General features: G+C 60.5%; 19 protein-coding genes and 1 tRNA gene. 14 read left to right on the top strand and 6 right to left on the bottom strand.

Features of this window, described 5'->3' with window-relative positions; translation table 11 throughout:
- The first annotated feature begins 165 nt into the window (after positions 1 to 165).
- Both C4J87_RS03435 and C4J87_RS03440 read left to right on the top strand, forming a co-directional pair.
- Positions 166 to 1,455, top strand: a complete 1,290-nt coding sequence (locus C4J87_RS03435; RefSeq protein ID WP_124365725.1) for an MFS transporter — start codon at positions 166 to 168, stop codon at positions 1,453 to 1,455.
- 148 nt (positions 1,456 to 1,603) lie between these two features.
- A complete protein-coding gene (locus C4J87_RS03440; protein WP_124365726.1) occupies positions 1,604 to 2,920 on the top strand; it encodes a PAS domain-containing methyl-accepting chemotaxis protein in 1,317 nt (438 codons plus the stop codon).
- A gap of 59 nt (positions 2,921 to 2,979) precedes the next feature.
- Here C4J87_RS03440 and C4J87_RS03445 read toward each other — a convergent pair whose 3' ends face one another.
- From C4J87_RS03445 to ggt, 3 genes are all read right to left on the bottom strand, one after another.
- Positions 2,980 to 3,216, bottom strand: a complete 237-nt coding sequence (locus C4J87_RS03445; RefSeq protein ID WP_124365727.1) for a hypothetical protein — start codon at positions 3,214 to 3,216, stop codon at positions 2,980 to 2,982.
- 564 nt (positions 3,217 to 3,780) lie between these two features.
- Positions 3,781 to 4,590: an AraC family transcriptional regulator gene (locus tag C4J87_RS03450; RefSeq protein WP_124365728.1), complete on the bottom strand. Its 810-nt coding sequence runs from the start codon at positions 4,588 to 4,590 to the stop codon at positions 3,781 to 3,783.
- 141 nt (positions 4,591 to 4,731) lie between these two features.
- Positions 4,732 to 6,543, bottom strand: coding sequence for a gamma-glutamyltransferase (gene ggt / locus C4J87_RS03455; RefSeq protein WP_372238431.1), 1,812 nt, complete (start codon positions 6,541 to 6,543; stop codon positions 4,732 to 4,734).
- 197 nt (positions 6,544 to 6,740) lie between these two features.
- Between ggt and C4J87_RS03460 the strand changes: the two genes are divergently transcribed.
- Positions 6,741 to 11,057, top strand: coding sequence for an AvrE-family type 3 secretion system effector (locus C4J87_RS03460; RefSeq protein WP_124365730.1), 4,317 nt, complete (start codon positions 6,741 to 6,743; stop codon positions 11,055 to 11,057).
- Positions 11,058 to 11,115: 58 nt separating this feature from the next.
- Here C4J87_RS03460 and C4J87_RS03465 read toward each other — a convergent pair.
- Positions 11,116 to 11,192 (bottom strand) — tRNA-Met (locus C4J87_RS03465).
- A 212-nt stretch (positions 11,193 to 11,404) separates the two neighbouring features.
- Positions 11,405 to 11,953, bottom strand: a complete 549-nt coding sequence (locus tag C4J87_RS03470) for an RNA polymerase sigma factor (RefSeq protein WP_124361172.1) — start codon at positions 11,951 to 11,953, stop codon at positions 11,405 to 11,407.
- A gap of 264 nt (positions 11,954 to 12,217) precedes the next feature.
- Here C4J87_RS03470 and C4J87_RS03475 point away from each other — a divergent pair, with 264 nt between their 5' ends.
- From C4J87_RS03475 to sctU, 11 genes are read left to right on the top strand one after another with little or no spacing between them, the layout of a single operon-like run.
- A complete protein-coding gene (locus tag C4J87_RS03475) occupies positions 12,218 to 13,282 on the top strand; it encodes an HrpJ domain-containing protein (protein WP_124365731.1) in 1,065 nt (354 codons plus the stop codon).
- Positions 13,279 to 15,372, top strand: coding sequence for a type III secretion system export apparatus subunit SctV (gene sctV, locus C4J87_RS03480; RefSeq protein WP_124365732.1), 2,094 nt, complete (start codon positions 13,279 to 13,281; stop codon positions 15,370 to 15,372). Before C4J87_RS03475 ends, sctV begins: the two co-directional genes overlap by 4 nt.
- Positions 15,373 to 15,409: 37 nt before the next feature.
- Positions 15,410 to 16,303 (top strand): FHA domain-containing protein, encoded by an 894-nt coding sequence (locus C4J87_RS03485; RefSeq protein ID WP_164487680.1) that lies wholly within the window; start codon positions 15,410 to 15,412, stop codon positions 16,301 to 16,303.
- Positions 16,300 to 17,658, top strand: coding sequence for a FliI/YscN family ATPase (locus tag C4J87_RS03490; protein WP_124365734.1), 1,359 nt, complete (start codon positions 16,300 to 16,302; stop codon positions 17,656 to 17,658). Before C4J87_RS03485 ends, C4J87_RS03490 begins: the two co-directional genes overlap by 4 nt.
- Entirely contained in the window at positions 17,645 to 18,073 is a 429-nt protein-coding gene (locus C4J87_RS03495; protein WP_124365735.1) for a YscO family type III secretion system apparatus protein, read from the top strand. Before C4J87_RS03490 ends, C4J87_RS03495 begins: the two co-directional genes overlap by 14 nt.
- Positions 18,070 to 18,528, top strand: coding sequence for a type III secretion system HrpP C-terminal domain-containing protein (locus C4J87_RS03500; protein ID WP_124365736.1), 459 nt, complete (start codon positions 18,070 to 18,072; stop codon positions 18,526 to 18,528). Before C4J87_RS03495 ends, C4J87_RS03500 begins: the two co-directional genes overlap by 4 nt.
- Positions 18,525 to 19,538 carry a FliM/FliN family flagellar motor switch protein gene (locus tag C4J87_RS03505; protein ID WP_124365737.1) on the top strand — a complete coding sequence of 338 codons (1,014 nt, stop codon included), beginning with the start codon at positions 18,525 to 18,527 and terminating at the stop codon, positions 19,536 to 19,538. Before C4J87_RS03500 ends, C4J87_RS03505 begins: the two co-directional genes overlap by 4 nt.
- Positions 19,535 to 20,188: a type III secretion system export apparatus subunit SctR gene (gene sctR / locus C4J87_RS03510; protein ID WP_124365738.1), complete on the top strand. Its 654-nt coding sequence runs from the start codon at positions 19,535 to 19,537 to the stop codon at positions 20,186 to 20,188. Before C4J87_RS03505 ends, sctR begins: the two co-directional genes overlap by 4 nt.
- A gap of 7 nt (positions 20,189 to 20,195) precedes the next feature.
- Complete coding sequence (gene sctS, locus C4J87_RS03515) at positions 20,196 to 20,459, top strand: type III secretion system export apparatus subunit SctS (protein WP_104501569.1); 264 nt, start codon at positions 20,196 to 20,198, stop codon at positions 20,457 to 20,459.
- A 10-nt stretch (positions 20,460 to 20,469) separates the two neighbouring features.
- Positions 20,470 to 21,258, top strand: coding sequence for a type III secretion system export apparatus subunit SctT (gene sctT / locus C4J87_RS03520; RefSeq protein ID WP_124365739.1), 789 nt, complete (start codon positions 20,470 to 20,472; stop codon positions 21,256 to 21,258).
- Positions 21,255 to 22,352: a type III secretion system export apparatus subunit SctU gene (gene sctU, locus C4J87_RS03525; protein ID WP_124365740.1), complete on the top strand. Its 1,098-nt coding sequence runs from the start codon at positions 21,255 to 21,257 to the stop codon at positions 22,350 to 22,352. The genes sctT and sctU overlap by 4 nt, the downstream gene beginning before the upstream one ends.
- Here sctU and C4J87_RS26515 read toward each other — a convergent pair whose 3' ends face one another.
- On the bottom strand, positions 22,353 to 22,565 hold the full coding sequence (locus tag C4J87_RS26515) for a hypothetical protein (RefSeq protein ID WP_305955282.1): 213 nt from the start codon (positions 22,563 to 22,565) through the stop codon (positions 22,353 to 22,355).
- Between the last annotated feature and the right edge of the window lie 74 nt (positions 22,566 to 22,639).

The raw sequence follows: 22,639 nt of genomic DNA on the forward strand, positions 1-22,639 counted from the left end.
ATTATGGGGATGGCAGTTTTTCGGCATGTTCCTCCAAGGTCATTGATTTGGGAATGTAGTTATCTTCATTGATCAATGAGTAAAACAAATATATCCGTCGCGATTGCCATCATCCGGTTCAACTCATAACCTGCACGCCATTTTGTTTGTCTGCCGAGCCCGTACATGACTGCCACCTTTTCGTCACAGGCGCAGCGTTTTTCCCGCTCCGACTACAAAACCCTGGGCCTGGCCGCCCTCGGTGGCGCCTTGGAAATCTACGACTTCATTATCTTCGTGTTCTTCGCGCTCACCCTCAGCCAACTGTTTTTCCCCCCGGAAATGCCCGAGTGGCTACGCCTGCTGCAAAGCTTTGGCATCTTCGTCACCGGCTATCTCGCGCGCCCGCTGGGTGGCATTCTGATGGCGCACTTTGCCGATCACCTGGGACGCAAGCGCGTGTTCAGTCTGAGCATCCTGATGATGGCCTTGCCCTGCCTGCTGATCGGCATCATGCCGACCTACGCGCAAATCGGCTATTTCGCACCGCTGATCCTGCTGGCGCTGCGTGTATTACAAGGCGCCGCGGTGGGCGGTGAAGTGCCCAGCGCCTGGACCTTCGTCGCTGAACACGCCCCGCGCAGCCATCGCGGTTATGCCCTGGGTTTTCTGCAAGCCGGCCTGACGTTCGGCTACTTGCTCGGCGCACTCACCGCCACCCTGCTTGCACAGGTCTTCACCCCGGCCGAGATTCTCGACTACGCCTGGCGCTTACCGTTCCTGCTCGGCGGCGTATTCGGCGTGATCGGCGTATGGCTGCGCCGCTGGCTCAGCGAAACCCCGGTGTTCCTCGAAATGCAGGCCCGCCGCCAGGCGGCTGCCGAACTGCCGCTGCGCACCGTATTGCGCGACCACCGCGCCGTGTTGCTGCCGGCGATGATCCTCACCTGTGTGCTCACGTCGGCGGTGGTGGTCCTGGTGGTCATCACCCCGACCATGATGCAGAAAACCTTCGGCATGAGCCCCAGCCACACCTTCGCCTTGAGCGCGTTGGGGATTGTGTTCCTCAACATCGGCTGCGTGCTGGCTGGCCTGCTGGTCGACCGCATTGGCGCCTGGCGCGCGGTGCTGGTCTACAGCCTGCTGTTGCCGGTGGGGGTGTTTATCCTGTATGCCAGCCTGATCAACGGCGGCGTCTGGCTGGGCGCGGCGTATGCCGTGGCCGGCTTGAGCTGCGGGGTGGTGGGCGCGGTGCCGTCGGTGATGGTCGGACTGTTTCCGGCGCATGTGCGCGTATCGGGAATTTCCTTCACCTACAACATCGCCTATGCGCTGTGGGCGAGTACTACGCCGCTGCTGCTGATTGCGTTGATGCCCACTAGTCCGTGGATTTGCGTGGGCTATTGCGTGGTGATGGGGGCGGTGGGAGTGGGGAGCGTGGCGCTATTCGGCAAGCGCCACACCTTGGCGGGCTGAGGTTCAGGTCAGAAAGTGCCAGAGCAACAACGTGCCGACCATCATCGAGAGCGGAATATAGTTAGGCCAATGCCGCAAGCCCTCTTCAGAAAAGGCCAGCTGCGCCGATGCAGGTTAGACACCCCACCTCACTTGCCATCGGTGCCCCATGTTCAATACCCGCCTGAAGCAGGAGCTGTCGGCTCTTCGCGAAGAATTGTCGAGCTTGCTCCAGGTTAAAGAGAGCCTGGAAAACGAAATGCTGTGTCTGACGCTCGGTCCTGATGGGCGGGTGGAGTGGGCGAATGCCAACTTCCTGCGGGAACTGGCCTACCCGTTGGGCGAGATTGTGGGGCGGCCGATCGAAGACCTGACGCCGGCCCACATCCGCCAGAACGAATTCCAGTTGCGCTTCAAGCATGCGCTGGCGCGTGGCGAACACTTCGCGGGTGCCGTGCGCTTGATGCGCGGTAGCGGCAAAGAGGCGTGGCTACGCTCGATCCTACAGCCGGTGCGCAGTTCGGACGGGCGCCTTCTGCATTTTGCGATGTATTCCAGCGACCTCACGCGCACCATCGAGAGTTCGCGTGAACATGAAAACCTGATCACCGCGCTGATGCGTTCCACCGCGTTGATCGAGTTCGACCTGGACGGGCAGGTGCTCACCGCCAACGACCGCTTCCTCAACGCCATGGGGTACAGCCTGGCGCAGATCCAAGGTAAACATCACCGTATGTTCTGTGAGCCGCAGGAATACAACAGCCCCGAGTATCAACAATTCTGGAAGCGCCTGAACGCCGGCGAGTTCGTCGCGGCGCGCTTCAAACGCGTGGACAGTCATGGCCGCCTGGTGTGGTTGGAAGCCACCTATAACCCGGTGGTTGACGCCAATGAGCGGCTGTACAAAGTGGTCAAGTTCGCCACGGTGATCACCGACCAGGTCAACCGCGAGCTTGCGGTGGCCGAGGCCGCCAACATTGCCTACAGCACCTCCCGGCAAACCGATGACAGCGCCCAGCGCGGCACCACCGTGGTGACCCAGGCGGTGGAGGTAATGCGTGACCTGGCCGAGCATATGCAGCGGGCCGGCGAAGGTATCGAGGCGTTGAACGCCCAGTCCCAGGTGATCGGCAGCATCGTCAAGACCATCAGCGGCATCGCCGAGCAGACCAACCTGCTGGCGCTCAACGCGGCCATTGAAGCTGCGCGGGCCGGTGAGCAGGGACGTGGCTTTGCGGTGGTGGCCGATGAGGTGCGGCAATTGGCTTCTCGGACCAGCAAAGCCACCGAAGAAATTGTCGGTGTCGTGCGTCAGAACCAGGACATGGCCCGCGACGCAGTAGCCTTGATGGTCGGCGGCCGCCAGCAAGCCGAACAAGGCCTGGCGCTGGCGGCGGAAGCGGGCACGGTGATCGTGGAGATTCAGGATGGCGCGCAAAAAGTGGTGAGCGCCGTCGGGCAATTTGCCAACCAACTGACGAACTGACTGATTAGGGTTTCTCCCTCAAAAGCACGCTCCAGCTCCACATTCGGTTCGTGGTGTTTTCAGGTACGCGGCATGCAGTCGATGGTGCGATTTAGCACGGTCTTGGCGATCTCCAGCAAATGCCACACGGCGTGGATCTTGGCTCGGTCGTGGGGTTGCAGATGGTCGCAACAGTCCCATACGGTTGCCGATGCGCTATGGATCAGATGGGAAATATAAAGTTGGGCGTCTTCGAAGCTGAGCTCTTCATTGACGACGAGGCAATCCATGGGTGGATCGGGAAGTGCTTTGGTCATGGTGTGGCTCCTATTGAACAAGGGAGCGACCACCAACGCTGCTAAACGTAGGGTGGCAGCTGTACGCGGGTTAGCAGACCGGTCAATAGGAAACCAGCGCACCCGAAGGTGCCCCACGCACAGCCGCCATAATGCAGTGTGAACGTGTGCCTATTGAACTCAGGCTGCTAAACCCGATCACTGAAATTCAGTGACGGACCGAAGACTAGCCATCGATTCCAACAGGCACAAGGCGGCGGGGATTGTCTCGGAAACGTCCTGCAATTTAAAGGGACACGGCTTGCTGGCCCTTTACAAACCATGACCAAATGCCAGCAACGCCACCTTATCCAAAGTGTGGGAGGGGGCTTGCTCCCGATAGCGGTGCGTCAGCCAGCCTAACTGGCGCTGATACACCGCCATCGGGAGCAAGCCCCCTCCCACATTTTTGAATGCATTCCAAGTCAAGATCGTTCCCACGCTCCTGCGTGGGAATGCAGCCCGTGACGCTCCGCGTCACCTGTGCGCTGGCGGGACGCGGAGCGTCCCAGGAGGCATTCCCACGCGGAGCGCGGGAACGATCAATCAGCGCCCTAGCATCTTCACCCACCGCGACGGCGGCATGCCGTAGGCGCTGCGAAATTGCCGGGTCATGTGGCTTTGGTCGGTGAAGCCGGCGGTCATTGCCGCATCCACCAGTGGCAGGCCCTGGGCCAACAATTGGCGCACCAGGTCCAAGCGACGCATGGTCAGGTAGCGGTAGGGGCTGGTGCCGAACAGCAAGCGGAAATCCCGCGACAATGCCCAGCGGTCGCGCTCGGCATGCTCGGCCATTTCATCCAGGGTGATGCTGCGGCCCAGGGCGCTGTGGATAAATTCCCGGGCGCGCTCAGCGGCGATGTAGTCAAAGGATTTGCGGTTGGCGATTGCGCCGCAAGCCTCGCTCAGCGCCTGGGCCAGGTCGAACATCGCGTCCTGCTCCTGCATCGGGTCGATCGGGCAATCCAGGCTTTGCAGCAACACCTCGCTGGCGCGATGCAGCCGAGGGTCGGTGGACACACCGCCGGGTATGAAGGGCAACGGCTTACCGCCGAGGATCTGCTGGATCAGCGCCGGCTGCACATAAATCATCCGGTACTTGAAGCCTTCCGTGCTGCCAGCGCGGCCGTCATGGACTTCATCGGGGTGAATGACCATGGTGGTGCCGGGCAAGCTGTGGGTCATGCCGCCGCGATAATGAAAACTCTGCACGCCGAACAACGTGCGGCCGATGGCGTAGGTGTCATGGCGATGGGGGTCGAACGCAAAACCGGCAAAGTACGCCTCGATACGGTCCAGGCCGCTGGCGTGCGGGGCGCGGTGCAGCCAGTCGAGGGTGTGGGTAGGGTTGCCCATGGTGACTTGTCACAAAAGGAGGTGGAAACACGTTAACCCAGTCTGTATGCCTTGTCTGCCGAGGTCTTGTACGATCGTGCAGAGGCTGGCGAGCCTTGGCAGGAAGCCTTGCTTTCAACTCGCCGCGCCACACAGGGCGGGTCAATCGCCCAGTGCTTCGCCTTCGCGCCGTGGGTCTGCACCGCCGCTGAGTGACACCTTGCCCTGAGCATCCCGTGTGCGAATGATCGCCTGGACGCCGCTGGTCATATCGATCTCGCTCAGCGCATGGCCCTTGCTCTTCAATGCCTGCTTCACGCCCGGGCTGAACAACCCGGCTTCCAGTTCGGTGGCGCCGTTGCGGCTACCGAAATTGGGCAGGCTGATCGCAGCTTGCGGGTCGAGTTTCCAATCGAGCATGGCCACCAGTGATTTGCTCACGTACTCGATGATCTGCGAGCCGCCCGGCGAACCCACCGTGGCCAGCAATTCACCGCTCTGACGATCGAACACCAGCGTCGGTGCCATGGCCGAACGCGGACGCTTGCCGGGCTGCACGCGGTTGGCGACGGGCTGGCCGTTTTCTTGGGCAATGAACGAGAAGTCGGTCATCTGGTTATTGAGCAAAAAGCCCTGCACCATCACATGGGAGCCGAACGCTGCTTCCACTGTGGTGGTCATCGAAACAGCGCCGCCCTGGTCATCCACGGCCACCACTTGTGAGGTGGAGATGCGCAGCGGCGAACGGTCTGGCGCGTAGGCTACCCGGATGCCCGCCGGTTGGCCTGGCTTGGCCACGCCCATGCTGCGTTCACCGATCAGTGCGGCGCGCCGGGCCAGGTAATCGGGGGCGATGAGACCTGCGACCGGCACCGGCGTAAAGTCCGCATCGGCCACGTAAAGTGCACGGTCAGCGAAGGCCAGGCGCCCGGCTTCAGCGATCAGGTGCACGGCGTCGGGCGTTGGTTCAAGCCCGGCGGGCGAGGTGCTCCGGATCGGCGTCATCGGCGCGATGGCCAGGCGTGGATCGCGGGTCTCCAACGCTTGCAACGTCCCGAGGATTTGCGCAACGGCGATACCACCCGACGATGGCGGCGGCATGCCACACACCTTCCAGTGTTTGTAGTCGGTACACAGCGGTGTGCGCTCCTTGGCGGCGTAGCCCGTAAGGTCGGCCTGAGTCAGGCTGCCAGCATTGCGATTGCCTTGCACCTTGCGCGCGATCTCATCGGCAATCGGGCCGTGATACAGCGCATCCGGCCCTTCCTTGGCGATGCGTTTGAACACCTTCGCCAGCGCCGGGTTCTTCAGCAGTGTGCCGGTGGCTTTGGGCGACCCATCGGTATTCAGAAAGTAAGCGGCCATGTCCGGTGATTGCGCGATAAAGCGGTCGGCCGCGATCAAGCTGTGCAAGCGCGGGGAAATCGCGAAACCCTGTTCGGACAAACGAATCGCCGGTTCGAACAGCTTGGCCCATTGCAGATGGCCGTGCTGCTTGTGCGCCATTTCCAGTGCCCGCAATACCCCTGGCGTGCCCACCGAGCGCCCGCCAATCTGCGCATCGGTGAACGCCATCGGCGTACCGTCGGCGTTCAGGAATAGCCGCTCTGTCGCCCCGGCCGGGGCGGTTTCACGGCCATCATAGGCGTGCACGTTTACGCCGTCCCACAGCATGATAAAGGCGCCTCCGCCGATGCCGGAGGACTGCGGTTCCACCAGCGTCAGCACCGCTTGCATGGCGATCGCCGCATCGATTGCCGAGCCGCCCTGGCGCAACATCTCGCGCCCGGCTTGGGCGGCCAGCGGGTTGGCGGCGGCGGCCATATGACGTTCGGCGTGGCGGGGGGTGAGGTCGGTGCGATAGCCCGAACCCAGCTCCGGGGCGGGCGGTGGTTTATTGATTGCGGTGTGGCAGCCGGCCAGGGCGAGGGTGGTGGCAACTATTGCCAGTTGACGGCGGGAAATAAAAAGCACGCGCTGAACTCCGTTCATCTTGAGAATGATCTGGTCTTCCTGTCGGCAGACTTTAACGCACGAAAGACGGGGAGGGGCGAGCGGGCTGTTTTTTCTGGCTGAGCCCGTCGAGGCCTGGTTTTATTCCGGGACGCTGGAACCAAAGCAACGTAAACGCTCACAGCATTACTGGTATTAAGCTATTTCTGGAGCCAGTTATGCACAGAAGACTAGACAATTTTCCCCACGCGCAGCTCAGTGTTATCGACCACTCCTCCACGCCCGACAAGGCTGCGGTGCCCGCCCAACAGTCACCTCGCTATCAATCGTTGATCCCCGCCTCAATGCTGTTCGATATCCGCCTCAAGGACGGACAGCTGGAACCTGACACGACCAGGGTGGCACGCGATATCGCTCTTCATCTCAACGCGCCAACCAGACACTTTGTCGCCGATGGCGCCAGCGCCGCAGGCACCTTGCGTGTCAGGGATGGGCGAGATTACCTGTTTCATATTCAGTCTACGCCCGCTGTCGCGGCGGTATTCAAAAGCAGCGTGCCCGATCCTGTCGGCGGCGATGGGGGCGTTTCGTCTTTTGACAGCCCTGGTCGCGGGCATTTGGCAAGCGTCAGCGGTGTACAGACGACGGTCGACGGCAAGCAGTTTCGTCTGGACGAACAGCGCCTGTATCGCTTCGAACCTCTCACCCTGGCGTGGTTGCCCGACCCCGACAACCAGGCCTGCAGCCGTATTGGGCTGACCGGTGAGGGGCACTTGTCGAAGACACCCCAGGGGGCGCTGGACAGCAGTGCACAGGGGCGCAGCTCGGTTGTATTGAGTCAGGGTCAGGGTGCGCCGGTGGTGCAGATTCAAGGTGCCGGGGCGGCGGATGTACGTCCGGTTGATGAGACCGGCGCGCCTGTACAACTTATCCGAATCGGTTTGGCCGGCAGTACGCTGTATGGCGCCACGGTCGACGGCGAACTGCTGCGCGCGGACGTGCGCATGGCTCGGGACGGCGTGTTGCCTATGGCTGCGCAATCGCTCGAATCATTGGAGCAGGCGCTAAAGGGCGCTGTGCGTGTCGAAGGTTTCTTTCATGATGATGCCGGGCAGCTCAATGCCCAGGTTCGCGATGCCCGGCAGCAACTGCACAGTGTCCCCGTGGATAACGCAAGCGTGCTGCGCCCTCAGTGGAACCTGAGCGATGTGTGGGTCAAGGGCATCGAGAAAGGTCTGCCGTTGCCCAGCCAGCAGGCGCTGACGACCGCAGTCGACCTGGGCCCTCGCGGCAAGGTTGCGTTTGACGCAGGCGCGTTGTTGAGCTGGGACGCGGCTGCGCAACGTTGGGATCACTCGGGGCTGCAGGGCGTCACACAGCTGGAGCGAGGGTTGGACGGACGTGCCTATGTGCTGCAGGAAGGGCAGCTCAAAGCGGTGACCCTGCAAAAGGTGCGTGACCCCGTCTTCGAGGGGGCCAGCCATGAATTGAGCGCACTGCCCAAGCCGCGTCCTCAAGTGTCACTTGACGAGGTGCTGGCGGGGGATCCTCAGCGCCCTGTCACCGGATTCGCTATCGCTGACGGTCGCAACTTTGTAACCGTCGATAAAAACCATCAGCTTCAAGCCTGCGTGGATGGGGTGGTCAACCCGTTACGGCTTTCCCCCGCGCTCGCCATACAAACCCTGGCGCTCGATCATGAAGCAAGTCTTTATGCGCACACCCAGGCGGGCGAATTGTTCAAGGCGGATTACCACGCCTGGCAGGGCCGCGACGGTGCCGCGCCAAGCTGGACCCAGGTTGAATTACCGCAGGGCCAATCGCTGGACTCCTTGCGGATGGGGGCTGATAAGCATCTGGTTGGCGGATGGGATAAACAGTTCCATCGACTCGATAAGGCGGCCTTGGGCGCAATGGCGTGGGGGCCGTTGGCAATGGCGGTGCAGGGGCCCTCATTGACCGATACGTTATCGGCCGCGCAGATGCGCAAGCCGATGGCAGGAGGCGCGCTGACGGCCACAAGCACTGTCGTGGGCCAAACCCGTGAAGGCGTGCCGCTCCAGCGCAATTTTTTCCAGGGACTCAATGCGCACTTTCATCCTCTGGAAGCCATCAGTGAGAAAGGCAAATCCATTCAACATCACGTAAACGGGCGCCGGGGGCTGGAGCACGTTTACGCTGACGATAAGCAACTGCACCAGCAGCTCGCATCTCTTTCCAAGAGCAAGCCGGTTGCCGCTGACCTGAATGCGCGTCTCGCCGCCCTGTGCGAGCCCGGGCCGCGTCAGGCATTGGCCATACGGATCAGCCAGGCGTTGACGCAGGTAACAGAAAGCAGCCAATCGAGCGCCCGCCTGTTAGGAGACGTACACGGGCTGGCGTTTGACCCACGGCCCACGCTGAGCCGAGCGCTGACGAGCCCTGAGTCGACGCTGCACCAACTGCATGAGGCATTCAAACGGGTTGCGCCTTCATCGGAGCCTTCAACGGCAGGCCTGCTGGCCAACTTCGAAGGTCAAGGCTTGACGTTGCCCAAGTGGAAACCTGAGCGTAAACGCGATCTCGACCACCCTGCGGCCATCGTCGAGGGCGACCTTATTCACCATGCCAATACGCTCAAGCAACTAAACGACCTGGCCAAGGAACTCGACAGCATTACTGGCCACAGCCCCAGTGCCTTGAAAAGAATCGAAGCGTCCATGGGCACTGTGATGAAAGGGTTTGATGACAGCCCTGTCCATAAACTGGCCAGCCAGAAAGTCGCCAGTTATAGCCAGGCGGAATCCCTGTATGACAATTTCAAGCTATTGGCCAAGGACCTTGGCACGCCGGGGTCTGCCTTGCATTGGCACCTTTCGCGCCTGCTGGGGTTGCCCGCCGATGCGTCCATTACGCAGGCAATGACACAGCAAGTGCAGCAGATGGAAAGTGGTCAAACCCTTAACCCCAGCCGAACCCAGGGCGAAAGCCTGGGACTGATGGTGACCGGTATAAAACCTGCGCCAGCCGTAGAGTTTTTTCTGGGAGCCTCCAAGTCTCATACGCATGGTGTGAGTATCACCCGTACCGACAAGGGAGCCAGGGTCCAGATCAGCCGCGACGATATGCGGCGCCTGGCCGGCTCCGTGGCCACGGGGGCGACGTTAGGTCGCGGGGACGGTGCACTGGGGCCCGGCCTGAGAGTTGCCGGTGAGCTGACGGCCGCCGTTGTGAAGAACACTGGATCGAACATCAGTTTCGATGTGAAGGAGTCGGACTTCGGCAAGATGATGTCGATACTTATGGGGCAGTCCGGGGGCTTCCACGACTTATTGGCGCTGGGAGAAAAAGGCGCAGTTGGCGAAAGCTCGAAACTCAGTGCTGACGTTAACCTGGATGGGCTCGCGCAACTGCGTTTGATGTACAGCCCGCAGGAAGACATCGCCGAGTTGGACTCAGTGATACGCGCCGGGATTGGAGTGATGGGTAACCTTAACCTTGCGCACACGGATAAAAGCCAAGCCACCACGCGCTCTGCGACGGGCACCAGCCGGGACCAGGCAAGCAGCGCGCAGTGGCTGAGGCAGGGCGGCGTGGGGGCCAACTTTGCGCCGATCAGTACGTTGGCGTTGGCGGGCAGTGCCGGGGCCAGCGGGCCGGCGACGATGGTTGCTGCCTCGGCGGACGTATCGGTCATGGTGAAATTTGACCGGGGGCAGTCACAGGCCTTCAGCTTTTCTTTCAAGCCGCCGCAGCCAGTGACTCAATCTCAGGTCGATGATATTCACAGCAGCCTGTCACTGTATTCCCCCCAGTTCAAACGGGACTTGGCCGCCGCCGACCCGTTGGGCGCGCAGGGCTCCCCAAAACAACAACTGGCCAAGTTGCAGCAGTTTCTTTCCACTCATCCGGCGTTGGCGACAAAACCGGACGCTTATTACGCCATCAGTCAGTCGCTGGACACGTTGATGACCCAACAAGACTTGACGAACAAGGGGCTGCAGCAGTTGGCATCGGTCGAGTCTTCCGTCACGCGCGTGGGGTTACGCGATAATGGGCGGCATGACTGGTTGGACGATGTCGCGCCGGCCAACAAGGCCGCCATCGAACAGTGGCTCAAGGATGACCCGCAGTTTGCCCAGGTGATCGGTCAACTGCAGCGGGGTGAAGGGACTTCAGTGAGGCTTGGCATGGAGCTCAAGCCAGAGGCGCTACGCACCATCGAGCGCAGCCTGCTTGCGGGCGCAGATACCGAGCCGCTGATCAAGCAGGCACTGGGAAATTCGAACAACCTGCGCGTCAAAAGCATGAGCATGAGCTACACCGCGAGCCAGTCCCATGGCATGTCGGTGCCAGCCATGATGAATCTGAGTTTTTCCAGCAGCGCGGCCGTCAGCTATACGCAAAAACAGGTCAACGTCGACTTCGAGTACGGGGTGGATGCGGATAAACCGCTGCGGATGAACTTGAACGATACGCTGAGCAGCCTGCCTGGCCATGACCTGACGATTGACCTGGGGGACCTGCGCATAAGGACGCCGGCTTCCACCGCCTGAAAGGTAAACAGCGGGCATAAAAAAACGGCCTACCTTTCGGTAAGCCGTTTTTAGTACTTGGTGGCTACACAGGGACTTGAACCCCGGACCCCAGCATTATGAATGCTATGCTCTAACCAACTGAGCTATGTAGCCAAGTGGCGCGCATTATTCGCGTAGAACGGGAATGCGTCAAGAGGTTTTGTTAAGTTTTTTCTACGCTTTCAACTGTTTAACGAAAAACAGGCTGATTGGCGACGAGCGGCGGGGGGCTCTTCAGGCTGCGATTCTCGGGCGGTCGCGCCCATCAAGCGTCAATCGTGTTGGGCAGATATCCCTTTCGCCCAACGGTGTTGCTGTGGCGAGACTTACGGCAACGGGTTGCGCGTCACGCGTTTGAGCTGTTCGCGCGCTCGCGACAAACGTGAGCGTACCGTGCCGATGGGGATGTCCAACGCATCGGCGGTGTCCTGATAGCTACCATCGGTCTCGAGCGAAGCGTAAAGCGTTTTGCGCATTTCTATCGGCAGGTGGTCGATGGCGTTCAGGGTCTTTTCAAGCCGTCGGTTGACTTCAAACTCCCAGTCCAGGCTGTTGTGTTCTTCCTGGCCATGCCACAACGATTCATCGAACTCGCAATGCACCGGTTTGGCATACATGCGCCTGAAGTGGTTGCGGATCAAATTCTGCGCAATTCCGCACATCCAGGTGCTGAGTGTGGCCTGCCCGCTGAAACGCTCTCTGTTGCGCCATGCTTCCAGGTAAGTCAATTGCAGCAGATCGTCAGCATCTTCAGGGTTGAGCACGCGTTTATGAATGAAGCGTCGCAGTTTTTTTTGCTGGTCGTCCGTCAGCTGGACCATGAACTGAGGCGAATTGCCGACGAGGTGAACTAGATCGCCAATAGGTATTTTCATGTTGTTTTTCCTCCGGGAAGGCTCGATCGAAATGGTTTCGATAGGGACCCCTTTTGCACCGGCTGTGCCAAATAGGAAAAACACACAACTTATTGATTTATATAGATATATATTTTTTGTTAGGGGTTTTTTGTGCCGTAACTTGCAAAGAAGACGATCTGGGTGTGCGGGTATTTTCATACCCCTCGCCGTGAAATGTTTTGATGGAACTGAACCGCAGCGGCTTGCCACATAGGGACACAAACTTCCCATTCTGGCCCGCCCATGAAAGTCGAATCCTTCAACGATGTGCAGCAGATCCAACCTGCGGACAAGCCCAGTGTGAGCACTGTCGATGTGCCAATCCGTTCGCAGGGCTTAGATGACATCGCGCAGATTTTCAGCGAAGAAGTGGCACTCAACGCACAGGCCCTGGGCCGGCGATCCATTGGCGCAAAAGTTTCGCCTGTCGCAGAGTTCGTGCAGCTCTATGAACAACTGGGTCACCCCGGCCTGGCCACGCTGGAAACCGTTGTTCGTCGGCTTCGGTTCGAGTTGCTGCGCAAGCCCACTGTCGAAAAATTGGTAAGCCATGCCGGTGGTGACCCCGCGCGTGCCTTCGTGGTGCTTCAATTCATCGCCAACGAAGCGCAAACCAATGGGCTGACAGTAGAAGAGGGCCTGGCGCGCGGGGCCTTGAAAGCGCTGAGGCAGGATTTCGGCGGGCACATCCAGGCAGGCCTGAATATCGCCTTGGCATTGAAGGAGGCCAGCGCTGACCCGCAGGAGCGTCAGGACGTACGTGCGCTTTATTACGCCTCCGTGGTCGTTCGCCAATCCTTGGCGTTGATGCTGCAGACGCTGTTGAAGATGTACGGCTTAACGGCGTTTCCCAAAGGCGTCGACCTGATGACTCAGGCGCTGAACAGCGATATCGCGGCGCACACCCAGTCGGTGCCCACGGAAAAATTGCACCTGCTGCTTAAGGGGTTGGCGCAGTGTCGTCAATTGCGCTCGGTGCTGGGCAACTGTGATGCGTTGATCCGGCGCCTGAACGTCGATCTGGAGGCGGTGGATTTATTGCAGCGTTTTCTGGGTTATGCCAGTACCGGTATCGATGCGGCCGAGGTGCAAAGGCTGGCCACTGAGTTTGGGGGGACGCTGCTTGCCGCTCGTCTGCGCTCGCTTAATGAATTGGCCACGGAAGTAAAAAGTCTGCCCAAGGACTGGTGGCTTGATGCGCAATCCCAGGCATCTGCCGTGAAAGCGTTCAAGGACGTCATGGTTGAGTGGGCGCGCGAAGAGCGCGGTCATCAGACATTTCCCGGCGAGACGAGGACGTCCGGGTGACACTGCTGTCATCGGTCAATGGCGTGCTGCTCAAGGTGGCGCGGCGTGCCGAAGTGCTCGGCGCGGTGGTGGTCCTGGCCATCGTGTTTATCTTTATCGTGCCGCTGCCCACTTGGCTGGTGGACATCCTGATCGCGTTGAACATCTGTATTTCCTGCTTGTTGATCGTACTGGCGCTGTACTTGCCGGGGCCGTTGGCGTTCTCGTCGTTTCCATCGATCCTGCTGTTGACCACCATGTTTCGCCTGGCCCTGTCGATTGCCACCACACGCTTGATTCTGCTGGAGCAGGACGCGGGCGACATTGTGGAAGCGTTCGGTAATTTCGTGGTGGGCGGCAACCTGGCGGTGGGGCTGGTGATCTTCATGATCCTGACCATCGTCAACTTCCTGGTGATCACCAAAGGTTCGGAGCGGGTCGCCGAAGTGGCTGCCCGCTTCAGTCTGGATGCGATGCCGGGCAAGCAGATGTCGATCGACAGTGACCTGCGCGCCGGGTTGATCGATGGTATGCAGGCTCGTGACAAACGCGAGCAGTTATCCCGCGAAAGCCAGCTTTTCGGGGCGATGGACGGGGCCATGAAGTTCGTCAAGGGCGATGCCGTTGCCGGTCTGATCATCGTGGTCATTAACCTGCTGGGAGGCTTTTCTACCGGCATGTTCCAGCACGGGATGAGCGCGGGCGAGTCGATGGCGCTGTATTCGGTACTGACGATCGGCGACGGCCTGATCGCACAGATTCCCGCGTTGTTGATCTCCCTGACGGCCGGCATGATCATTACCCGAGTGGCGCCGGACGGACGCAAGGGCGTCACCAACATGGGCGCCGAAATTGCCCGGCAGATGACCAGCGAACCCAAAAGCTGGATGATCGCGTCGGTGGGCATGTTGGCCTTCGCCACGCTTCCCGGCATGCCTACCGTGGTGTTCATTCTGATTTCGCTGATGACCGGCTCCCTGGGGTACTACCTCATGCGCCAGCGTCAGCGCGAGGACTCCCCGGCGGCGTCAGACGAAAAAGCGGTCCGTCCGGAAGAGAACGGCAGTGAAGACCTGCGTGGCTTCGACCCGTCACGGCCGTATCTGCTGCAATTCAACAGCCAGATGTACGGGGCCCCCGAGGTCATCGACATCGTGCAAAAAATTCGTCAGGCCCGAAATGCGCTGGTCGCCAATATCGGGCTGACGCTCCCCCCGTTCGAAGCCGAGTTCAGTGAGGCGCTGGCCGTCGACGAGATGCGCTTTTGCGTGCATGAAGTTCCGACCGTGACGGCAACCCTCAGCGACCGTGTTGCGGTTGAATACGCCTCCTTGGCGCAGCCCCCGGACAGGGGCGATAGAGGCCTGGCTGAGCGGGACGAGGCGGACTGGTTGTGGCTCGGCCCTGATGATCCATTGCTCGATGACCCCCAGATTGAGCGTTTCAGCGCCCAGAGCCTGATCATCGAACGGATGAAGCGGGCGATGTTGCTTAGCGGACCGCGGTTTCTCGGCATTCAGGAATGCAAGTCAATCCTCAGTTGGCTTGAACACAACCAGCCGGAGCTGGTGCAGGAGCTGCAGCGCATCATGCCGCTTTCGCGCTTTTCGTCGGTGCTGCAGCGCCTGGCGAGTGAGGGTGTGCCATTGCGCGCCGTACGTTTGATCGTCGAGTCATTGATCGAGTACGGCCAGCATGAGCGTGAACCGGATGCCCTGGCCGATTACGCACGGATCGCCCTCAAGTCGCAGATTTTTCACCAGTACAGCGAAGCCGATGGCCTGCATGCGTGGCTCCTGTCGCCACAGACCGAGAACATCCTGCGCGAAGCGTTGCGCCAAACCCAGAGCGGGGTGTTTTTCGCCCTCGATAACGACAGCAGTGCGGCCTTGGTCGGGCTGCTCAACCAGGCCTTTGTGCTAAGGCCGAAAACCAAGAGCGTGCTGTTGGTTGCCCAGGATCTGCGCAGCCCGTTACGGGCGCTTTTGCTGGATGAGTTCAACCATGTGCCGGTGATGTCTTTTGCCGAGCTGGGGAGCAACTCCAAGGTCAAGGTATTGGGCCGTTTCGACCTGGGCCAGGACGAACCAATGCGTGGGGCGGCGGCATGAGCGCGTTATTTTTATCCGGATCGAGGGTGGCCCCATGATGTTCGAGCTGCGGGTGCTGGATGGTATGCATCAAGGCGCCGCGCTGCCGTTGTTTGGTGAGCAGTGGGGCGTGGGTGCCAATTCGGACGCTGATCTTCTGTTGAACGATCCCGGGGTTGCCAAGCATCACGCACGTTTGCGCTTGGCCGATGGCCGGTGGTCGGTGCAGGCCGAGGCGGGGCTGCTTAAAAACAGCGATGGGCAAGTGCTGGCGCAGATCGGCGAGCTTGCGCTGAACACGGTCTTTTTGATCGGCCCCGTTCGCTTGTGCGTCAGCCCTGCCGATCAGCCCTGGCCACAGGCACCCGCGCCTGCGGCGCCTGAGCCTGCGGAGCAGGCGCCGCTCGCGTTGAAACTGTCATCAATTCCATCGTCCCAACAAAAGCGTTTGCTTAGCCTGGTACTTGCGTTCGCCGTGCTCATTGCGGCAGCCGGCATCATCTTTAGCGGCGAGCGCAAGGCCCAGGCATCGCTGATGCCGGTAGTGGTTCAGAAGCCCGAACTGGGCTCGCCCTTTGAGGTGCGCCAGCAATTGCTGAAGATGCTCAGCGAGCGGGAACTGACTTCACGGGTCAGCTTGCAAGTCATCAATGGGCAGATTTCCCTGAGCGGTGATGTTTCCCAGGAAGAGGCGGACTTGGTCGCGCGCATGCTCGACCGCTTTGCCGGGCAGTTCGAAACCGCTGTGCCGGTGATCAGCCGCGTACGCACGCGTGACGGAGCACTGCCGTTCAAGATCGTGCAGATCATCAGCGGACCGAACGGCCACGTTGTGCTGGAAGAGGGCACCCGGTTGTTTGTGGGCGACGAAGTCAATGGCCTGCGCCTGGTGCTGATCGATAACAGCAAGGTGGTGTTCGACGGTGCGCAGCGCTATGAGGTGCGTTGGTGAGCGGCGCGTGGCAAGAGCGTCTCCAGGCTTGGCAACGCAGTCAGTCGGCGGCGTTGGACAGCTTTGCGCCGGTCACGATGCGCGGTCGCATACAGCGCGTCAACGGCATGCTGATGCAGTGTCGGCTGCCCCAGGCGCGCATCGGCGACCTGTGCCAGGTTGAAAAGCAACCGGGCGATTACATGCTCGCCGAGATCATTGGCTTCGATCAGCAGGATGCGGTGCTCAGTGCCCTGGGGAATCTGGAAGGCGTGAGTGTGGGCGCCAGCGTGGAGCGTCTTGGTGTGCCGCACAGGGTACGGGTGGGTGATGACCTGCTGGGCCAGGTGCTGGACGGTTTCGGCCGGCCGATTGCCGGCAACGGTCCCAGTGCGTTCGCCGAAGCGGATACGCCCGACGCAACCCCGGTGTTGTGCGAGGCGCCGTTACCCACGGAGCGGCCGCGCATCAACCGCGCATTGGCCACGGGGGTGCGATCGATCGACGGCCTGATGACGCTGGGAGAAGGCCAGCGCGTCGGGCTGTTCGCGGGGGCAGGCTGTGGCAAGACTACCTTGTTGGCCGAGATCGCCCGTAACGTGGACTGCGATGTGATCGTGTTCGGTTTGATCGGCGAACGGGGCCGAGAGTTGCGCGAGTTTCTTGACCATGAATTGGATGACCAACTGCGGGCCAAGGCGGTGCTGGTGTGCTCCACCTCTGACCGTTCCAGCATGGAGCGCGCCCGCGCCGCCTTCACCGCGACGGCGCTCGCCGAAGGTTTCCGGCGCAAGGGCCAGCGGGTGCTTTTGTTGATCGATTCCTTGACGCGTTTTGCGCGAGCCCAGCGTGAAATCGGCCTGGCTGCCGGCGAGCCGCTGGGGCGGGGCGGTCTGCCGCCTTCGGTGTACAGCCTGTTGCCGCGCCTGGTGGAACGGGCGGGGTTGACGCGTGACGGCGTGATCACGGCCATCTACACGGTGTTGATCGAGCAGGACTCGATGAATGACCCGGTGGCCGACGAAGTTCGCTCGCTGCTGGACGGCCATATCGTGCTGTCACGCAAGTTGGCCGAGCGCGGCCATTATCCGGCCGTGGACGTGCTGGCCAGCCTGTCGCGGATTTTGACCAATGTCTGCGAGCCCAGGCATATCCAGGCCGGTACGGCTTTGCGACGCCTGTTGTCGGCCTACCAGCAGATCGAGCTGATGCTCAAGCTGGGTGAGTACCAGGCAGGCAATGATGCCCTGACCGACATGGCGGTAAGCAGCCGCCAGGCGGTGGATAGCTTCCTGCGCCAAGACTTGCGTGAGCCTTCTGCGATCGACACGACGATGGACCAACTGACGGAGCTGACTGCCTATGTCCCATTCTGAAACGTTGCCCGGTGAGATCGAAACCCTGCGGCGCTTGCGTCGGTACCGGGCCGATCGTGCCGAACGTGCGCTGCGCGAGGCCAAACGATCACAGCAGGCATTGGTGGCGCACATCCAGCAGGCCCAAGACCTGCTGGAGAAAACCCGTCAGGAAGAGGAACGCCAATGTGCACAACTGTTGAGCGAGCACCAGGGGCAGGTTGTGAGCGTTCAGGCGCTGAAGTCGTGGAATCGCAAGGAACAAAGCCTGTCTGCCGGTACCCGGCGTGAAGAAGGCCAGGTGCAACAGCTGCAAGGGCAGCAGGAACAGCGTGAGGTGGAGGTAGGTATCGCGCAGAAGCACGTCTCCCAGTGCCTTCGCCAAGTAGAAAAACTGCAGGAATTGGCCAATTTACTCACGCAGGAACCGCTATGAACGCTATTTCAGCCAACACGCCTGAACGCCAACGCCGACGCGACCCTCGCGAGGACCGTGTCCACGAGGTGGGCGCCCCAGTGCCTTGGGAGCAACGGCAGCTCTTTACCCAATTGTTCGGTGATGACGAACAGGATTCGGGCCGTAGCGCGTCTCAGCCCGGAACCCGGGCCGGCGGTGATGTCGCCATGGTCGAGGCGTTGTCGGAGCAGTTGATACCTCGGCTGCAAAGCGGCTCGACGTGGCCGCTGACAGTGGCCATGTACTTGCCACGCCTGGGGCGGATCAATGCCCGTATTCGTCGAGAAGGGGCGGCGTGGAATATCGAGCTTGAGGCGCAGCAGGACGCAACAGCGCGCTGGCTCTACGGCGTACGGCACCAATGTGAGCACAGGCTCGCCGCGAGCCTGGCGTTACCGGTGGCGCTGTGCGTGGCGAATTCGGCGCCGGCATGATGTTGCCCTCTCTGGCCTTGCGCACTGTGAGGGCTGATGCAGTGGCTGCCCGGCGACGGCTGGGGCGTGGGTTGCACATGCCGTTCCAGGTGGCCGAACAGCGCGGTGAATTACGCCTGGAGCCTGGCACTGAGCCGGTTGGCGCTCAGTCGCTGTGCTTTGAAACCACCAGTGGGGTATTGGCGTTCAGCGAACCGGGGCCGCAATTGAGCTTGATGGGTGAGTGCCCGGTGACGTTGGCCCAGGCCGGCAACGATCCGGACTCCTGGTTCTGGGCATTGTTTCAGCACTACTTGAGCCCCCAGATACGTGACCTGTTCGGCTATATGCGGCTGCTGGAGACGGATCGGCCCGAGGGGTTCGGTTGCCGGCTCAGCGTGTCCCTGGGCGCCTCACGGGTCATGGGCTACCTGTGGCTGAGCGCTGGAAGCTTCCTCGCGTTGTGCGAGGCCGCCCCATGGCGCTCTGTCGCTGCACCGCTGCCGGGGCAGTTTCAACTGGCGATTGCCGTCACCCTGGGACGCATGCGCCTGACCATTGCACAGGTACGCGGCCTGCGCGCCGGTGATGTGCTGGTCCCCGAGCTCGCGCTGTTCCAGGCGCAGGGCAGCGGTTATGTGCAGGTTGGCAGGCATCGGCTGCGGGGCAGTATTGACGATGAAAACGGGACTCTGTGCCTGACCCTTTCTTCTATCGAGGACACGTCTGTGGACGAGAATTTTGCGGCGCACGCCTACTCCGAGGATGCGCAGGATGAACCTGTGGTGGATATCTTTGGCCACGAGCCATTCGATGAGTTGGACATGGCGCTGAATGTTCGCTGCGGCACGCTGAACCTCACGCTGGGCGAGTTGCGCAATCTGGGGCCTGGCTCGGTGCTGGGCATTACCGGTTACGCGCCTGGCCTGGCAGGCCTGTATTACGGCGACCGTCCCATTGGGCAGGGCCAACTGGTGGAAGTCGATGGCCGCTTGGGGTTGCAGCTGTCCCGCGTGCTTTTCGGTCGATGACAGTTCAGGGGCTGGACCCCCTCGTTCTCGCACTGTTTATTGCCACGCTGACGCTGATGCCGATGCTGTTGATTATCTGCACATCGTTTTTGAAAATCGTGATTGTGCTGATGATTACCCGCAATGCCATCGGCGTGCAGCAAGTGCCGCCGAGCATGGCTATCAACGGCATCGCATTGGCCGCGACGCTGTTTATCATGGCGCCGGTGGGTTACCAGATCGCAGAAAGCCTCAAGATTTCTCCGCTGGACACGAGCAGCGTGCAGGGGGTGCTGCAGACAGGCGCAGAGGCCATCAAGCCGTTGCGTGCATTCATGCTGCGCAATCTCGACCCCGACGTGCTCACCCACCTGTTGGAGAATACCCACCGCCTCTGGCCCGCGCAGATGGCGCAGGAGGTGCAGCGTGAAGACCTGATCCTGCTGATTCCCGCCTATGTATTGTCGCAACTGCAGGCGGGGTTCGAGATCGGGTTTCTGATCTACATCCCCTTTATCGTGATTGACCTGATTGTCTCCAACCTCTTGTTGGCGCTGGGCATGCAAATGGTTTCACCCATGACCATTTCCCTGCCGCTCAAATTGCTGCTGTTTGTAATGGTGTCCGGCTGGTCGCGGCTGCTCGACAGCCTGTTCCTTTCTTATCTCTGAGCTGAATATGGAACCGATCGTACTGTTCAAGCAGGGCATGTTACTGGTGGTGGTATTGACCGCACCGCCGCTGATCGTGGCTGTGGTGGTAGGCGTGCTGACCTCGCTGGTTCAGGCGCTGATGCAGGTGCAGGATCAGACGCTGCCGTTTGGCATCAAGCTGGTGGCGGTGGGTGTCACCCTGATCATGACCGGACGCTGGATCGGCGTGGAGTTGATCCAACTGATCAACCTGACGTTCGACATGATCGGCCGTTCGGCCCTCCACTGAGGTTGCTTCTGTGCTGCTGTATCTTGAATACCTGCCAAGCCTGGTGATTGCCATGGCGCGCATTTATCCCTGTGCCTTTCTGGTCGCTGCATTCTGTTTTCAACATATTCGTGGCATGCCCCGGCACACGATCGTGATGGTCATGGCATTGATCCCCGCGCCGGGTATCCATGCAGCGCTGGAGGGGCTGGATTACTCGGGCCTCATGCTCGCCGCCTTGGCGCTCAAGGAGTTGGCCCTTGGGGTAGTGCTGGGCGTGTTGCTGTCGATGCCGTTCTGGATGTTCGAGTCGGTGGGCGCGCTGCTGGACAACCAGCGAGGCGCGTTGGCCGGGGGCCAGCTCAACCCGTCGCTGGGCCCGGACGCAACGCCCATCGGGCATATGCTCAAGCAGTTGGCGATTTTTCTGTTGATGGTCACCCTGGGGCTTGGCGCACTGACCCAGGTAATCTGGGACAGCTACCTGATCTGGCCGCCGACGGTGTGGTTCCCGCTGCCGGGGCCCAATGGGTTCAGCGTATTCATCGCGCTGCTCGGGGATACGTTCACCCATATGATGCTCTACGCGGCGCCCTTTATCGCCGTGCTGCTGTTGCTGGAGTTCGGCATCGCGCTGCTGGGTGTTTACAGTCAGCAGTTGCAGGTGAGCACACTGGCTCCGCCACTCAAGAGCCTCGCGGGTATCGGCATCCTCTTGCTGTATTTTGCGTTATTGCAGGATCTGATCGTCGGGCGTATGAGTTTGCTGGGTGACCTCAAGCATTCCCTTGGGCTGCTGTTCAAGGTGGCGATGCCATGAGCGACTCGGGAGAGAAAAAACACCCCGCCTCCGCTAAAAAGCTGCGTGACCAGCGCAAGAAAGGCCAAGTCTCCCAGAGCCAGGATGTAGGCAAGTTGCTGGCGCTGACCGCCATCAGCGAAATCGCGCTGTATTCCGCCCAAAGCAGTTTGCAACGTTTCGAACAATTGATGGTGCTACCGATTTCACGCATGAATCAGCCCTTCGTGCGAGCGCTGGAAGAAGTGCTGTTCGATGGGGTGGTGGTGTTTCTCTCGTTCGCCTTATTGATGGTTGGGGTGGCGATTGCCACGAAGCTGATCAGCAGTTGGTTGCAAGTCGGGTTTCTGTTCGCCCCGGAAGCACTCAAGCTCGATTTCAATCGGGTCAATCCCATGAGCCAACTCAAGCAAATGTTCTCCGCCCAGTCGGTAATGAACCTGCTGATGAGCGTGGCCAAAGCGTTTCTCCTGGGCCTGATTGTGTATCTGGTGGTCTGGCCCTCTTTGGGCACGCTGATTAATCTGGCCAACAGCGATCTGCAAAGCTACCTGCTGGCGCTGATTGCGCTGTTCCGCTATCTGCTCCATGCCTGTCTCGGATTGCTGTTGGTGTTGGCACTGACCGACCTGACCCTGCAAAAGTACTTCTTCGCCAAGCGCATGCGCATGACCCAGGTCGAAGTGGTCAAGGAATACAAGGACATGGAGGGTGACCCGCACGTCAAGGGGCAGCGCCGCTCATTGGCGTATCAGTTGGCGCAGGAGGAACCCAAGGTCAAGTTGCCCAAGCTGGAAGAGTCGGACATGTTGGTCGTCAACCCGACCCACTATGCCGTCGCCCTGTATTACCGTCGCGGCAAGACGCCGTTGCCGCAGTTGGTGGCCAAGGGCACGGATGCGCAGGCGCGCAAACTGATTGATCGCGCCAAGGCAGCTGATGTTCCGGTCATTCAATGCGTATGGCTGGCCCGCACGATTTACGAGAAAAAGCTCGGAGCGCCGATTCCTCGAGAGACGTTGCAGGCCGTGGCGTTGATCTACCGTACCTTGCGTGAGCTTGACGATGAGGCCAAGCGTGAAACCCTTACATTGCCGGAGCTCGAGCAGCGCTGATCAGCGTATGACCGAAAGGTCCAGAGCGTGCAAGTTGGCCAGAGACAGCATCCGGCTGAGGATTTTGTCCAGCGCCTGGGGTTGTGCGGGCAGGGCGTGCCAGATAACCAGCGCGCCCTGTTTGTCCACATAGAGGTAACAGCCGTCAAACGCCAGCGCCTGTTGGAAACGACGCTCCAATACCTGTTCCAACTGCCCTGCTTGCAGGGCCATGCCTGCAATGTGTAAGGCTACGCCCTTGCGTGTGCCCGCATCGCACGAGCGCAATGTAATCCCCCTGCACAACT

It is taken from the genome of Pseudomonas sp. R1-43-08 (assembly GCF_003852255.1).
Taxonomy (GTDB): domain Bacteria; phylum Pseudomonadota; class Gammaproteobacteria; order Pseudomonadales; family Pseudomonadaceae; genus Aquipseudomonas.